The following is a 14,360-nucleotide window of genomic DNA, read 5'->3' on the forward strand; positions in this document are numbered from 1 at the left end:
GGGGCACGCCTGGATGCGTGGCGTGATCCCTCCTCCTGAAGGTGAGTCCGACGTGCCCTCTTTCCCCGCCGCTTCCGCCCTTCCCGTGCAGTGGAGGAAGGCGAGCTTCAGCGACCCCAACGACAACTGCGTCGAGTGCGGTCCCTTGGGTACGGCCACCGCCGTCCGTGACAGCAAGAACCCCGACGGCCCCGCGCACCGCTACCCCGCTGAGGTCTTCGCGGACTTCGCGCGGGCCGTGGGCGTCGGCGCGCTCGTCCGGGTCGACAACTGACGCTTGTGGTCGAGCAGGTGGCCCGACGCCGGTACCCGTGGTGCGGGCTGCCCGCCGCCGGGCCAAGCGCCTGCCCGACGGCGGCGGCGCCTCAGCTTTCCCCGGTGGTCAGGCTCCTGGCGTCCGGAACCTGCTGGACCGGCAGCCGGACGGCCCGCTTGCCGTTGTTGATCCAGTCGAAGGCCCATTCGGCGGACATCAGGGCGCCCTCCTGCCAGCCGGGGAGGGCGGAGACCTGGTCGCCGATCACCATGAAGGTGTCCTGCCCCTGCGGGTAGATCAGGGTCGAGTACAGCGCCTTGTGCTCCACGACCCTGGGGTTCCAGTCGGCCCAGGCGCCCAACTGGTACGGGACCTTGTGCCAGGCGATCGACAGACCCAGCGCGTCGGGCACGATCGCGTTGCCGGCGAACTCGGCGTGCAGCTTCGCCGCCGCCGCCCGGGCAAGGCTCAGCCGGTCCTCGTGCGAGCGGTCGCCGAACGTCCGGGCGCTCCCGTACGAGTTGTAGGCGCCGATCAGGGTGCCGTTGTCGGCGGGCGAGAACCAGTCGTGGGACGGGTACCAGATCTGCGAGATCTCGTGGTCGATCCAGCTGATGCCGCCGAAGATCTGGTACCGCTCGCCCTCCCAGAAGCGCCGGTCGGCCTGCCAGCCGAGCTTGCAGGCGGCGGCGAAGGGGGTGTCCTGGACGGCCGACCGGAAGTCCTCGGAGAAGTTCTGGAGGGTGACCTTCTGCCGCAGCACCGGGATCGGGATGTTGCTGAGGCAGAAGTCGAAGCGGCCGGTGCGGGCGGCGCCGTCCTCCGTCCAGCCGACGATCACCCCGTCGCCGTCCAGTTGGACACCGGTGACCGGTGCGTCCGTCCTGACCGTTCCGCTCGGGAGCGCGGCGGCCGCGTGGCGCCAGATGGTGTCCATGCCGCCGACCGGCTGGAACGAGGTGGTGTGCCAGTAGAGGTTCGAGTCCTGCTGGACGCCGTGCTTCCAGAACTCGCTGGCCAGCAGGTCCGCCAGGGGCAGCGGGTCGGCGGGCTCCTCCATCTGCTGGACGGTCAGGGTCCTGGCCAGGCCGGAGCGGGTGGAGCCGGTGTACGTGCGGTCGGCCCGAAGTGCGCCGAACTGGGTGAGCAGGTCGACGTACTGCGTGCGCTGCGCCGAGGTGAGCCCGTCCTCGGCCTCGGTCCCCTGGTGGACGACGGCGGCGAGGGCCTCGGCGAGGTGCCCCCGGGTGTCGTTGGCGATCCGGCGGTGGTGCCGGGGGCCGCCGCGCCACGCCTTGTCGGTCTGGTAGAGGTTGGCCGTGCTGGTGTGGATGTACGGCTCCAGCGGCACCTTGAGGCGGCGGCAGAGGTCGATGACCCGCTGGTGCATGTACGGGATCCGGCCGGCGCCGAGGTTGACGTAGAGGCCCTGGTCGAAGCCGCAGGTCTGGCGCCGGACCGAGCCGTCGGCCCACTCCTCGGTGAGCTGGTCGCCCGGGCGGGCGGTGAGGGTGCGGCCGCCGACCCGGCCGGTGGCCTCCAGGACGGTCACCCGGTAGCCGGCCTCGGTGAACCTGAGCGCGGCCGCCAGGCCGGCGGGGCCCGCGCCGAGGATCGCCACCGTTCTCCCGTCGCCCGCCCGGGCTGCGGACGGCGCGGCCACTGCGGAGGCGACGGGCCCCGCGGTGGCCGGCACCGCTCCGATCATGAGCTGCTGCAGGAGGGTCGCCGAGGCGGCGGCCCCGGCCACGGTCAGGAATGTGCGGCGGGACGTTCCCGACTCTGACTGGTCCATCGGAAGCTCCTTCGGCCAGGAATGACCGTGCTTGTTCTGTGCACGCGGCCCCAACCGGGCGCGCCTTTCACTCAGCGTGACGACTCGGTTGCATCATGACAGCGAGGGCGCAGTCACAGCGGCTCCGACGGGGCGGACTGCGGCCGGATCGGAGCACCAGGATGGCGAACGTGATCAACAGAGGGCCCCTCCCGGACCCGTGGCGGCCCGTCAACATCACCGTGCCGGTGTCGGTCGCGAACGACTTCGACCAGATGCAGAGCGTCATCAAGGAGGTGATGACGCAGTTGGGCTGCCCGACCTGTCACTCCGGGCGCGACCTGCGGATCAACATCGCCACGGACTTCGTGGTGAACCCGGCCGGCCAGGTGCAGCAGGCCGTCGGCGTCTCCTTCGGCGGTTAGCCGGCCATGACGCGTCTCGGCGTGGGCCTCACCTACGTACCCGGTCTCGACCGGATCATCGACGCCTGCGCCGACCTGCTGGACGTCGTCGAGATCGAACCGCAGACCCTCTGGCGGTCGCGCACCGACGGCGGGATCACCCTCGACGAGGAGGTGCTCCGCAGGATCGCCGACCTGCCCGGCGCCCGGCTGCTGCACGGGGTCGGCAACCCCGTCGGGGGTTGCCGACCGCCGGACCGCCGCCACACCGCCCTGGTCGGGGAGTTGGCCGAGCGGCTCGGCGCGCCCTGGGTGAGCGAGCACCTGGCGTTCAACCGGGTCGGCGGCCGGGGAGCGGATTTCCGCACCGGCTTCATGCTGCCGCCGTGCCCCACCCCCGGCGGCAGCCGCCGCGGGATCGGGTCGGTCCGGGCGATGGCGGCGGCGCTCCCGGTGCCGCTCGCCGTGGAGATCGGCGCCAACTACCTGCGGCCGCGCCCGGGGGAGCTGACCGACGGGGAGTTCGCCCGGCGGGTGGCCGAGGGCAGCGGCTGCGGCCTGCTGCTCGACCTGCACAACGTACTGGCCAACGAACGCAACGGCCGGGGCAGTGTGGACGACCTGCTGGCCGCCCTCCCGCTGGAGCGGGTCTGGGAGGTTCACCTGGCCGGCGGCGTCGAGTACCGCGGGTACTGGCTGGACGCCCACAGCGGCCTCCCCGACGAGGAGTTGACCGCCCTCGCCGAACGGATCCTGCCCCGGCTGCCCTCGCTCCGGGCCGTCCTGTTCGAGGTGACCTCCTCGGCGGTGCCGCAGCTCGACCCGGTGGCCGTCCGGGAGTTGCTGGCCAGGATGCGCGCGATGTGGCCGGACGACGCCGGCGCTCCGCTGCCGCCGCTGCGTCCGCTGCCGCCGGCGCCGCCCGGGCAGTGCTCGCAGCCGCCGGACGGCCCGGTCGGTCCGGCCGACACCGTGGACCCGCAGGAGTGGGAGTACGCGCTGGGCAGCCTGGCGATCGGGCGCGAGCCCGGCACCCCGCTGGCCCGGGAGCTGTCGGCGGACCCGGCGATCGCGCTGATCCGCGACCTCGTCACCGAGTTCCGGGGCAGCGCCCTGGTCGGAGCCCTCCGCTGGACGATGCGGCTGCTGCTCCTCACGGTCGGCGGGGGCGGGACGCGCGAACTGCTCGACGGCTATGTGCTCGCCTGCCCGCCGCAGCTCTTCGCCACCGAGGAGGCCTTCGCCTTCGCGGCGCACCTGCGCCAGGTCCGCCCCCGGGTCAGCTGGCTGGACGACGTCCTCGAACTGGACCTGGGCCTGCTCAGGGCGCAGGTCGACGGGCAGCCGTGCACCGTCCGCCTCGGCACCGATCCCACCGCCCTGATGACGGAGCTGGGGGCCGGCCGGCTGCCGGTCGACCCCCCGCGTGGCACCTTCCAGGTGCGGCTGGTGGACGACAGCCGCCCCGCCTGTGAGTCGGCCGCCCCGGGGGGTGGACCGGATCAGCCGGCACGCCTGGCCCGCTCGTACTCGGCCACGTAGTGCTTCGGGCTCCGGCCGGTGCCGACCTGGTGGACCGTGCCTCTCTCGCGGTCCACCAGGAAGGGGCCGTTCCCGCCGAGCCGCGGGCCGGTCGCCCGGCCCTCGACGACCTCCCGGAGGGTCCAGTAGGCGATCCAGCCGAAGGAGACCTGGTCCATCCGGCTGATCGCGAACAGGCACTCCGGCCCGGCCGGGCGCTCACGTTCGGGCCGGTTCCGCCAGTACTTCTCCTCCACCAGGGCCAGTTGCCCCATCACCAGCGCCGTCGCCTCGTCCTTGGTCAGCATGAGGCGATGCTGCCAGGCCGGCCGCGGCCACCGTGGGGCGGGTCGGTCCTCCGTCAGCGGGACTTCGGCACGTAGCCGATGTCGAACTCGCCGTCGGCGGCGCCCAGTCGGAACGCCTCCCACTCGCCCTGGGTGAAGACCAGCACCGGGCCCTCGGGGTCGGCGCCGTTGCGCATGGCGATGTGGTCGTCGACGAAGGCGATCTGCGGGCCGTCCGACTGGCCGGGGGCGGCCAGCCAGATCGCGTCCGTCAGGTCGAGCGTCGGCTTCGGCGAAGTCGCTTCCGTCATCGTGCTGGTGCTCCTGGTGATAGGTCCGAGGACGGGCGAGGGGCCGGCCTCAGAGCAGCGGGATCTCGATCGCCGGGCAGCGGTTCATGACCATCTTCAGACCGGCCTCGGTGGTGCGAGCGTAGGCTGCCTCGTCCACCACGTCGAGCTGGAACCAGACGGCCTTCGCCCCGGCGGCCACCGCCTCGTCCGCCACCGCGCCGGCCAGCGAGGAGTTCACGAACACGTCCACCACGTCGACCGGGAACGGCACTTCGGAGAGGGTGGCGTACCCCTGCTCGCCGAGGACGGTCTCCGCCTTCGGGTGCACCGGCACGATTCGCTTGCCGTAGCGCTGCAGCACCCGGGCCACCCCGTACGCCGCGCGGGCGGTGTTGTTGGACAGGCCGACCACCGCCCACACCTCGCCCGTGCCGGTGAGGATCTCGCGGACCGTCGCGTCGTCTCCGTAGCTCGTCATGCCTGCTGCAACGGACCGGCCGCCGCGGCAATTCCGGCTTTGGCGAAAGGGTCCCCCCGCCCGGGCGACCGGAGAGGAGAGCCCGCCCCGACACGGTCGGGACGGGCTCTCCTCGCTCACCCGCGAGATTACGCGGCCATGTACCGCCGAACATCCGGGGGCGGACCCGGGCCGTCCTGCGGGGACGGCCCGGCGCCCGGCCGACGGCGGATCACTCACCCGGCCGGCCTGGCGGGCAGGCCTAGCTCGGCCGCCCCATCGCGCGGTACGTCCAGCCGGCCGCGCGCCAGGCGGCGCCGTCCAGCACGTTGCGGCCGTCCAGCAACCGGCGCTCGGCCACGACGGTGCCCAGCTCCGCCGGGTCCAGCTCGCGGAACTCCTGCCATTCGGTCAGGTGCAGCACCACATGGGCGCCGTAGGCGGCCTCCAGCGGGCTGTCCGCGTACGCCAGGCTGGGGAACATCTTGCGGGCGTTGTCCATCGCCTTCGGGTCGTAGACCGTGACCTGGGCGCCCTGGAGCTGGATCTGCGCGGCGACGTTCAGCGCGGGGGAGTCCCGGATGTCGTCCGAGTTGGGCTTGAAGGCGGCGCCGAGGACGGCCACCTGGCGGCCCAGGAACCCGCCGCCGCACTGCTCGCGGGCCAGCTCCACCATCCGCGAGCGGCGCCGCATGTTGATCGAGTCGACCTCGCGCAGGAAGGTCAGCGCCTGGTCGGCGCCGAGCTCCCCGGCCCTGGCCATGAAGGCGCGGATGTCCTTCGGCAGGCAGCCGCCGCCGAAGCCGAGCCCGGCGTTGAGGAACTTGCCGCCGATCCGCTCGTCGTAGGAGAGGGCCTTGCTGAGCTGGGTGACATCGGCGCCGGCGCTCTCGCAGACCTCGGCCATCGCGTTGATGAACGAGATCTTGGTGGCCAGGAAGGAGTTCGCGGCGGCCTTGACCAGCTCCGCCGTGGCGAAGTCGGTGACCACGAACGGGACGCCCTCGGAGATCGGCGTCGCGTACACCTCGCGCAGCAGCTCCTCGGCCCGCTCGCTGCGGGTGCCGACCACGATCCGGTCCGGGTGCAGGGTGTCGCCGACGGCGAAGCCCTCCCGCAGGAACTCCGGGTTCCAGGCCAGTTCGGCACCCTCCCCGACGGGAGCCAGGGCGGCCAGCCGCTCCGCGAGGCGGCTCGCGGAGCCGACCGGCACGGTGGACTTGCCGACCACCAGCGTGGGCCGGGTCAGGAACGGCGCGATCGAGTCCACGGCGTCGTCGACATAGCTCATGTCGGCCGCGAACTCCCCCTTGCGCTGGGGAGTGTTCACGCAGATGAAGTGGACGTCGCCGAACTCGGCGGCCTCCTGCGGCGAGGTGGTGAACCGCAGCCGCCCGGACGAGCCCTCGTGTCCCGCCACGTGCTTGAGCAGCAACTCGGACAGCCCCGGTTCGTACATCGGGATCCGGCCGGCGGTCAGTGTGGCGATCTTGTCCGGGTCGATGTCCAGGCCGAGCACCTCGAAGCCGAACTCCGCCAGGCAGGCGGCGTGTGTGGCACCGAGATAGCCGGTACCGATCACTGAGATGCGGAGGGCCACGGGTTCCCCTTTGCGGAATTTCGGACCAGTCGGGTGTCGCTGTGCGCGGGACGCAAGGACCGATGCTATCCGCACGCGGAAGCGGCGGAGCAGGTCGTGTCGCGCCGGGGACAAAACCGGGAAATCCGCCCGTTCCGTTCACCCGGCGTGCTCGCCGGGTACCGTCGCCGTGACCAAGGCCCGTACCGCGCGCGGCCGGTGGTGTGACCGGCGGCACAGTGGCCCGTCCGGCCCGGGCCGACCGGCCGCGCGGGCCCGACGAGTTCCACACCGATTCCCGCCCCGATCCTCACAAGGGGGCCGACGGCCCGGCCGCCCGCCGCCCGTCGTCCACCGCCCGCGGCGCCACGGTGCGCCGCCGTACCGGTACGGAGTGTCGTGCATGTCACGTGCGGCCCGGGTGGGGGGCAACCCTAGGATGAGGAACTACTTAACGGTAATTAACTAAACGAGCGAGGCATCATGGCGAGCAGCGCAGGAGCGGACTTCGATCTCTTCCGGACCACCGAGGAGCACGACATGCTCCGGGAGGCGGTGCGCTCGCTGGCCGAGGCGAAGATCGCTCCGTTCGCGGCCGAGGTGGACGAGCAGGGCCGGTTCCCGCACGAGGCGTTGGAGGCGCTGCAGGGCAGTGACCTGCACGCGGTGCACGTTCCGGAGGAGTTCGGGGGTGCGGGGGCGGACGCGCTGGCGACGGTGATCGTGATCGAGGAGGTCGCGCGGGTCTGCGCGTCGTCCTCGCTGATCCCGGCGGTGAACAAGCTGGGTTCGCTGCCGGTGCAGCTGTCCGGCTCCGAGGAGCTGAAGGCGAAGTACCTGGGGGCGCTGGCGCGCGGCGAGGGCATGTTCTCGTACTGCCTGTCGGAGCCGGACGCGGGTTCGGACGCGGCGGGGATGAAGACCCGCGCGGTGCGCGACGGCGATTTCTGGGTGCTGAACGGCGTCAAGCGGTGGATCACCAACGCCGGTGTGTCGGAGTTCTACACGGTGATGGCGGTCACCGACCCCGAGAAGCGCTCCAAGGGCATCTCGGCGTTCGTGGTGGAGAAGGGCGACGTGGGCGTGACCTTCGGCGCCCCGGAGAAGAAGCTCGGCATCAAGGGCTCCCCGACCCGCGAGGTCTACCTCGACAACGTCCGGATCCCCGCGGACCGGATGATCGGCGAGGAGGGCACCGGTTTCGCCACCGCGATGAAGACCCTCGACCACACCCGGGTCACCATCGCCGCGCAGGCGATCGGCATCGCCCAGGGCGCCCTCGACCACGCCGCCGGCTACGTCAAGGAGCGCAAGCAGTTCGGCAAGCCGATCGGCGACTTCCAGGGCGTGCAGTTCATGCTCGCCGACATGGCGATGAAGCTGGAGGCCGCCCGCCAGCTCACCTACGCCGCCGCCGCCCGCTCCCAGCGCGTCTCGCACGGCGGCGCCCACGAGGACCTCACCTTCTTCGGCGCCGCCGCCAAGTGCTTCGCCTCCGACGCCGCGATGGAGATCACCACCGACGCCGTCCAGCTCCTCGGCGGCTACGGCTACACCCGCGACTACCCGCTGGAGCGGATGATGCGCGACGCCAAGATCACCCAGATCTACGAGGGCACCAACCAGATCCAGCGCATCGTGATGGCCCGCAACCTCCCGTAACACCCAGCACGGCCACCGCACGGCCACCGCACCGCAACGCCCGAGGGCGCCCCCACCAGGAGGCGCCCTCAGCCGTTCACGGGGACCGCGTGCGGGAACTACTTGGTGTCCGGCACCGCCGTGTCGTTCTTGAAGGCGTCGAAGACCTGCTTGGCCTTGGCCGAGTCCCACTTCACCGCGGACTCCCCGGTCGGGGTGCGGAAGTCCGGGTTGGCGATCGGGACGGTGATGCTCTTCCCGCCGCCGCCGTTGACGTCCTTCATGGCCAGGAACAGCGAGCCGAGGTCGGTCAGGCCGGCGTCCTCGTCCACGATCAGGGTGCCCAGGCCCGAGCTCACCAGCGGGTAGAAGGTGAACGGGTTGAGCAGGGTGGCCGGCGAGGCGGCCTGCTTGGCCAGCGCGCCGAGGAACTTCTGCTGGTTGCGCATCCGGCCGAGGTCCTGGTCGGCCATCTGGTGGCGCTGGCGGACGAAGGCCAGCGCCTGGGTGCCGGTGAGGGTCTGCGTGCCCGCCTTGAGGTCGAGGCCGGAGTCCTTGTCCTTGACGTCCTGCTCGATGTTCATCTCGACACCGCCGACGGAGTCCACGATGCCCACGAAGCCGGCGAAGCCGATCTCCGCGTAGTGGTCGATCCGGATGCCGGTGTTGGTCTCCACGGTCTGCGCGAGCAGCTTGCCGCCGCCCGCCGCGAAGGCCGCGTTGATCTTCGTGGTGCTCGCCTTGACGGTCTTGCCCTTGTCCCCGGGGTGCTCGGGGACCGGCACCCAGGAGTCACGCGGGATGCTCATCAGGGTGTTCCCGTTGTCCCCGACGTGCAGGATCATCATCGAGTCGCTGCGCTTGCCGCCGGCGTGACCGGTGTGCAGGTCGTTCTCCTGCGAGTCGCTCAGCCCGTCACGGCTGTCCGAGCCGACGATCAGCCAGTTGGTGCCCTTCCCGGCCGCAGGTCTGCCCGGGTAGTCGGCCAGCACGTTCTCGTGGTTGAGCTTGGAGTCCGCCCAGAACCAGGTGCCGACGGTGGTCACCATCAGCGCGACGACCAGCGCGAGGACCGTCACCTTGATCTTGCGGCGACGCGGCCAGCGGGAGCGCGCTGCGGACGGCTGCGCACCGCCCGGTCCTATCGGCCCGCCGGACCCGCCCGGTCGCTGCGGCGGTACCCCGCCCGGCCCCTGCGCGGGGCCCTGGCCGTGCGAGGAAGCCTGCCCGGGGCCGGAGGGCGCACCGTACCCGGCCGGCGGCCCGTACGACGACGCAGGGCCGTGGCCGGCGGGCGGCTGCGGCTGCCCGTACCCGGCCTGCTGGGACGGACGCTGCGGCGCGGCCGCCCCCGGGCCGCGCGGGTTCAGCGACGCCGGCAGCGGCGGCTCGGCCGCTCCGCCACCCTGCCCCTGCGGGCCGTTGCCCTCGCCGTACGGGGTCCCGCCACCGCCGCCCGGGCGGCCCTCCTGCCACGTGTTCATGTGGGAGAGGATGCCCGAACCCGGGGCGGAGGACTCCCCCCGGGGGCCCGACCAGGCCTCTTGTAGCCGATTTGATGCAGATCCCGGATCGTCCCGGCGTATGTTCACCAGCTGGAACGAACCTTGACCGGCTGAGACGCTGCGTGTTTGCATGAGCGGCATGGAGCAGCGATGGACCCTCACGCGTCGGCGGCACGTCGACCTTCAGCGTGTGTCCTGTTCGCTGTGTCGTGGCTGACCGCTCGCCACCGTTCAACCCTCTCGCGACCCCCTGATCCCGCCACCGTGCGCCCACGGCCCTGAGCCGTCGACGGGCCGGTGCGCGGTCCCGCTTCCGCCCGGCGCCTCCCCACGGCGCCGCCCTGCCCCGAGGTGAACTCCATGGCCGTCGTCCTGTCCGTCTCCGGTTCCCCGTCCCGTACCTCCCGCACCACCCGACTCCTCCGGCACGTCGACGCCCGCCTCGCCCACCGCGGCCACCAGGTGATCCCGTTCGAGGTGCGCAGCCTGCCCGCCGAAGCCCTGCTCGCCGGCGACACCTCCCACCCCGAGATCGCCGCGGCCCTCGAACTCTTCGCCGCCGCGGACGGCGTGGTGATCGGCACCCCGGTCTACAAGGCCGCCTACTCCGGCCTGCTGAAGACCCTGCTGGACGTGCTGCCGCAGTACGCGCTGGCCGGCAAGGCCGTCCTGCCGCTCGCCACCGGCGGCTCCACCGCGCACGTCCTCGCGGTGGACTACGCGCTGCGCCCGGTGCTCAGCTCGATGGGCGCCGGGCACATCACCCAGGGCTGGTTCGTGCTGGACCGCCACATCACCGTCCGCGAGGACGGCACCACCGTCGTCGAACGCGAGACGGACGTACTGCTCACCCCGGTGGTGGACGCCTTCGCGGTGGCACTGGAGCGGCGGGTCGAACCCGCCCTCGCCCACTGACGCACCGCCACCGGCGCCGCGCCGGCGGCGCCGGACCCTGATCCGGGCGGCGGGGACCCCTAGGGGGAGGGGCCCCGCGTCCCGTACATCTGAGGTTGGGCGGCTTCCTCCCGGCGGATGACGAGACGCACCCCGAGAACTCCTAACGTGGTCCTTATCCCCACCCGGTACCGGAGACGGCACCCCGAGGGTGGGGCTAACCCCCGGTCCTACACACCCCCTGCCACCATGTCCGCGGACATCCGGCACGGGACAGACTCGGGTCAACGGGCGGGCACACATCTTTAGGAGAACCCAGTGACGACGGCAGCAGCGGCCGTGTACGACCCCCAGATTCCCGGCGGAGCGTCCGCCGTCGCCGCGTCCGCGCGGCAGGTGACCAAGGCGTACGGAGCCGGGGAGACCCGGGTCACCGCACTGGACTCGGTCGACGTGGACATCCAGCGCGGCAGGTTCACCGCGATCATGGGCCCCTCGGGCTCCGGCAAGTCGACCCTGATGCACTGCCTGGCCGGGCTGGACACCGTCTCGGAAGGCCGGATCTGGATCGGCGACACCGAGATCACCGGCCTGAAGGACAAGCAGCTGACCAAGCTGCGCCGCGACAAGATCGGCTTCATCTTCCAGGCCTTCAACCTGCTCCCGACGCTCAACGCGCTGGAGAACATCACGCTGCCGATGGACATCGCCGGCCGCAAGCCGGACGCCGCCTGGCTCGACCAGGTCGTCGAGACCGTCGGCCTCGCCGACCGGCTCAAGCACCGGCCGACCCAGCTCTCCGGCGGCCAGCAGCAGCGCGTCGCCGTCGCCCGCGCACTGGCCGCCCGCCCCGAGATCATCTTCGGTGACGAGCCGACCGGAAACCTGGACTCCCGCTCCGGCTCCGAGGTGCTGACCTTCCTGCGCCGCTCGGTGGACGAGCTCGGCCAGACCATCGTCATGGTCACCCACGACCCGGTCGCCGCCGGCTACGCGGACCGCGTGCTCTTCCTCGCCGACGGCGTGATCGTCGACGAGATGCACGCCCCGACCGCCGACTCCGTCCTCGAACGCATGCGCCGCTTCGACGGCAAGCGCACCAGCTGAGCCCGGGGGATACGGACCGATGCTTCTCAAGACCTCACTACGGAGTTTCCTCGCCCACAAGGGGCGCATGATCCTCTCGCTCATCGCCGTCGTCCTGTCGGTGGCCTTCGTCTCCGGCACGCTCGTCTTCTCCAACACCGCCACCAGCACCTTCGACAAGCTGTTCGCCTCGACCGCCTCCGACATCTCCGTCCAGCCCGCCCGAACCGGCGTCGACGACGGCAACGAGGACGAGGAGGCGCGGCGCGGCAAGCCCGCCACCCTCGCGGTCGAGACCGTGCAGAAGGTCGCCGCCCAGCCGGGCGTGAAGGCGGCGCTGGGCCAGATCATGATCCAGAGCGCCATCCTGGTCGACCCGGCCACCAACAAGGTGGTGGGCCCCACCACCGGTGCCCCGACCCTGGCCGGCAACTGGACCGACACCCCGCGCAACTCGGTGGAGATCACCTCCGGTCATGTGCCGCAGGGCCCGGGCGAGATCGTGCTGGACGCCGACACCGCCAAGAAGGCGGCGCTGGGCCTCGGCAGCAAGCTCCGGGTACTCGCCGGGGAGGCCAAGCAGGACTTCACCATCGCGGGCATCGCCACCTTCAAGACCACCAACCCGGGTGCGGCGCTGGCCTTCCTGGACACCCCCACCGCCCAGCGGGTCCTGCTGGCCGGCAACACCGCCTTCACCTCGGTCGAGGTCTTCGGCGACGGCAGCCGCACCGACGAGCAGCTCAAGACCGACACGCTCGGCTCGCTGGGCGGCGGCTACCAGATCAAGACCGCCGCCGAGCAGAAGGAGGAGGGCAACAAGGACGTCGGCCAGTTCCTCGACTTCATGGAGAAGGCGATGCTCGGCTTCGCCGGCATCTCGCTGCTGGTCGGCGGCTTCCTGATCATCAACACCTTCTCGATGCTGGTCGCCCAGCGCACCCGGGAGATCGGCCTGCTGCGGGCCGTCGGCGGCAGCCGCCGCCAGGTCAACCAGTCGGTGCTGATCGAGGCGCTGACTCTCGGCGTCCTCGGTTCGACGCTCGGCATCGGGGCCGGCCTCGGCCTCGCCCTCGGCCTGGTCAAGCTGATGAAGGCCGCCGGGATGAACCTCTCGACCTCGCTGGAGATCGGGGCCGACGTGCCGATCGCCGGCTATCTGGTCGGTGTCCTGATCACCGTGGTCGCCGCCTGGATCCCGGCCCGCCGGGCCAGCAGGATCGCGCCCATCGCCGCGCTGCGCGATCACGGCACCCCGGCCGAGGGCCGTTCGAACATCGTCCGCACGGTCATCGGCCTGGTGCTCACCGGCGGCGGCGCCGCCCTGCTGGTGCTCGCGGCCAACGCCGACTCGGCGGGTACCGGCGGCCAGCTCCTCGGCCTCGGTGTGCTGTGCACCCTGATCGGCTTCGTGGTGCTCGGCCCGCTGCTGGCGACCTCGCTGGTGCGGGTGCTCGGCGCGCTGCTGCCGAAGCTGTTCGGCCCGTCCGGCAAGCTGGCCCAGCGCAACGCGATGCGCAATCCGCGTCGTACCGGTGCCACGGCGGCCGCGCTGATGATCGGACTGGCGCTGGTGATCGGCACCTCGGTCTTCACCGCCTCGGCGATCAAGTCCACCAGCGAGCAGATCGACCAGCAGGTCGGTGCGGACTTCGTCATCGACGGCATGGGCACCGCCATCTCCGCGGAGATGCTGAACGCCGCGAGGAACACCCCGGGCATCGACCACTTCACCGAGCAGAGGTCCAGCCGGGCGATCCTCACCATGCCGAACGGTGACACCGTCAAGGACGGCGTCGTCGCCGTGACGTCCCGCTTCAACGAGGACTTCCACTTCCCGCTGAAGTCCGGCGCCGCGGACTCCCTCAACCAGGGATCGCTCATGATCGCCGAGGACTTCGCCGACGAGCACAAGCTCAAGGTCGGCGACCCGGTGAAGATCGACTACGGCCAGGGGCACAGCCAGTCCGTGCCGGTCGGCGTCGTCCGGGCCAAGGGCGGCTCGCTCTTCGGCAGTGCGAACTTCATCAGCTCCGACACCCTGACCAAGGCCGTTCCGCCGGCCGCGCAGGCTCCGGTCGACGCGCTCTACGGCAAGGCCACGGCCGGCGCCGACGTCAAGCAGACGCTCGCCGCGCTCGAGGGATCGCTCAAGGAGTACCCGCAGCTGATGGTGAAGGACCAGGCCGGCTACAAGAAGCTCATGCAGGAGCAGATCAACACCCTGCTCTACATGATCTACGGCCTGCTCTTCCTGTCGATCGTGGTCGCGGTGCTCGGCGTGGTCAACACCCTCGCCCTGTCGGTGGTCGAGCGCACCCGGGAGATCGGCCTGCTGCGGGCGATCGGGCTCTCCCGCCGCCAGCTGCGCCGGATGATCCGTCTGGAGTCGGTGGTGATCGCCCTCTTCGGCGCCGTCCTCGGCACCGGCCTCGGCCTCGCCTGGGGCGTCACCGCGCAGAAGGTCCTGGCCGGCAACGGCCTGGCCGTCCTGGCCGTCCCGACCACCACGATCGTGGCGACCCTGTTCGCCTCCGTCCTGATCGGGCTCCTCGCGGCCCTCGTCCCGGCCTTCCGGGCCGGCCGGATGAACGTCCTGGGGGCCATCGCCACGGACTGACCTCCCGTCAAACCGGGGCCGGGTGCGTTGCACCCGGCCCCTT

14 protein-coding genes are annotated in these 14,360 nt (G+C 71.6%); 8 read left to right on the top strand and 6 right to left on the bottom strand.

What is annotated here, in order from left to right; all coding sequences use genetic code 11:
- The first annotated feature begins 52 nt into the window (after positions 1–52).
- Complete coding sequence (locus OG689_RS25405) at positions 53–274, top strand: DUF397 domain-containing protein (protein ID WP_266323187.1); 222 nt, start codon at positions 53–55, stop codon at positions 272–274.
- 91 nt (positions 275–365) lie between these two features.
- Here OG689_RS25405 and OG689_RS25410 read toward each other — a convergent pair whose 3' ends face one another.
- Positions 366–2,051, bottom strand: a complete 1,686-nt coding sequence (locus OG689_RS25410; protein WP_266323188.1) for an FAD-dependent oxidoreductase — start codon at positions 2,049–2,051, stop codon at positions 366–368.
- Between the two features lie 170 nt (positions 2,052–2,221).
- On the opposite strand from OG689_RS25410, the gene OG689_RS25415 reads away from it, so the two are divergent.
- The gene (locus OG689_RS25415; RefSeq protein ID WP_266323190.1) at positions 2,222–2,455 is read left to right on the top strand and encodes a hypothetical protein; all 234 of its coding nucleotides are present in this window, start codon (positions 2,222–2,224) and stop codon (positions 2,453–2,455) included.
- A 6-nt stretch (positions 2,456–2,461) separates the two neighbouring features.
- Positions 2,462–3,976, top strand: a complete 1,515-nt coding sequence (locus OG689_RS25420) for a DUF692 family multinuclear iron-containing protein (RefSeq protein ID WP_266323191.1) — start codon at positions 2,462–2,464, stop codon at positions 3,974–3,976.
- On the opposite strand, the gene OG689_RS25425 is transcribed toward OG689_RS25420, so the two are convergent.
- The 4 genes from OG689_RS25425 to OG689_RS25440 form a co-directional block, all read right to left on the bottom strand.
- On the bottom strand, positions 3,937–4,263 hold the full coding sequence (locus OG689_RS25425) for a hypothetical protein (protein WP_266323192.1): 327 nt from the start codon (positions 4,261–4,263) through the stop codon (positions 3,937–3,939). The two genes, OG689_RS25420 and OG689_RS25425, sit on opposite strands and share 40 nt — an antisense overlap.
- A 53-nt stretch (positions 4,264–4,316) precedes the next feature.
- Positions 4,317–4,553: a DUF397 domain-containing protein gene (locus tag OG689_RS25430; protein ID WP_266323193.1), complete on the bottom strand. Its 237-nt coding sequence runs from the start codon at positions 4,551–4,553 to the stop codon at positions 4,317–4,319.
- Positions 4,554–4,602: 49 nt separating this feature from the next.
- Positions 4,603–5,013, bottom strand: a complete 411-nt coding sequence (locus OG689_RS25435; protein WP_266323194.1) for a CoA-binding protein — start codon at positions 5,011–5,013, stop codon at positions 4,603–4,605.
- A gap of 241 nt (positions 5,014–5,254) precedes the next feature.
- Positions 5,255–6,592 (bottom strand): UDP-glucose/GDP-mannose dehydrogenase family protein, encoded by a 1,338-nt coding sequence (locus OG689_RS25440; protein WP_266323195.1) that lies wholly within the window; start codon positions 6,590–6,592, stop codon positions 5,255–5,257.
- Positions 6,593–7,054: 462 nt separating this feature from the next.
- Between OG689_RS25440 and OG689_RS25445 the strand changes: the two genes are divergently transcribed.
- The gene (locus tag OG689_RS25445) at positions 7,055–8,233 is read left to right on the top strand and encodes an acyl-CoA dehydrogenase family protein (RefSeq protein ID WP_266323196.1); all 1,179 of its coding nucleotides are present in this window, start codon (positions 7,055–7,057) and stop codon (positions 8,231–8,233) included.
- Positions 8,234–8,331: 98 nt separating this feature from the next.
- Here OG689_RS25445 and OG689_RS25450 read toward each other — a convergent pair whose 3' ends face one another.
- Entirely contained in the window at positions 8,332–9,696 is a 1,365-nt protein-coding gene (locus OG689_RS25450) for an LCP family protein (RefSeq protein WP_266323197.1), read from the bottom strand.
- Positions 9,697–9,856: 160 nt separating this feature from the next.
- Between OG689_RS25450 and OG689_RS45060 the strand changes: the two genes are divergently transcribed.
- The 4 genes from OG689_RS45060 to OG689_RS25465 all read left to right on the top strand — a co-directional run bounded on the left by OG689_RS45060 (position 9,857) and on the right by OG689_RS25465 (position 14,317).
- Positions 9,857–9,934, top strand: a complete 78-nt coding sequence (locus OG689_RS45060) for a putative leader peptide (RefSeq protein ID WP_354536922.1) — start codon at positions 9,857–9,859, stop codon at positions 9,932–9,934.
- 143 nt (positions 9,935–10,077) lie between these two features.
- A complete protein-coding gene (ssuE, locus tag OG689_RS25455; RefSeq protein WP_266323198.1) occupies positions 10,078–10,632 on the top strand; it encodes an NADPH-dependent FMN reductase in 555 nt (184 codons plus the stop codon).
- Between the two features lie 297 nt (positions 10,633–10,929).
- Complete coding sequence (locus tag OG689_RS25460; protein ID WP_266323199.1) at positions 10,930–11,718, top strand: ABC transporter ATP-binding protein; 789 nt, start codon at positions 10,930–10,932, stop codon at positions 11,716–11,718.
- Positions 11,719–11,737: 19 nt separating this feature from the next.
- Positions 11,738–14,317, top strand: a complete 2,580-nt coding sequence (locus OG689_RS25465; RefSeq protein WP_266323200.1) for an ABC transporter permease — start codon at positions 11,738–11,740, stop codon at positions 14,315–14,317.
- The last annotated feature ends 43 nt before the right edge of the window (positions 14,318–14,360 follow it).

The organism is Kitasatospora sp. NBC_00240, assembly GCF_026342405.1.
Taxonomy (GTDB): domain Bacteria; phylum Actinomycetota; class Actinomycetes; order Streptomycetales; family Streptomycetaceae; genus Kitasatospora.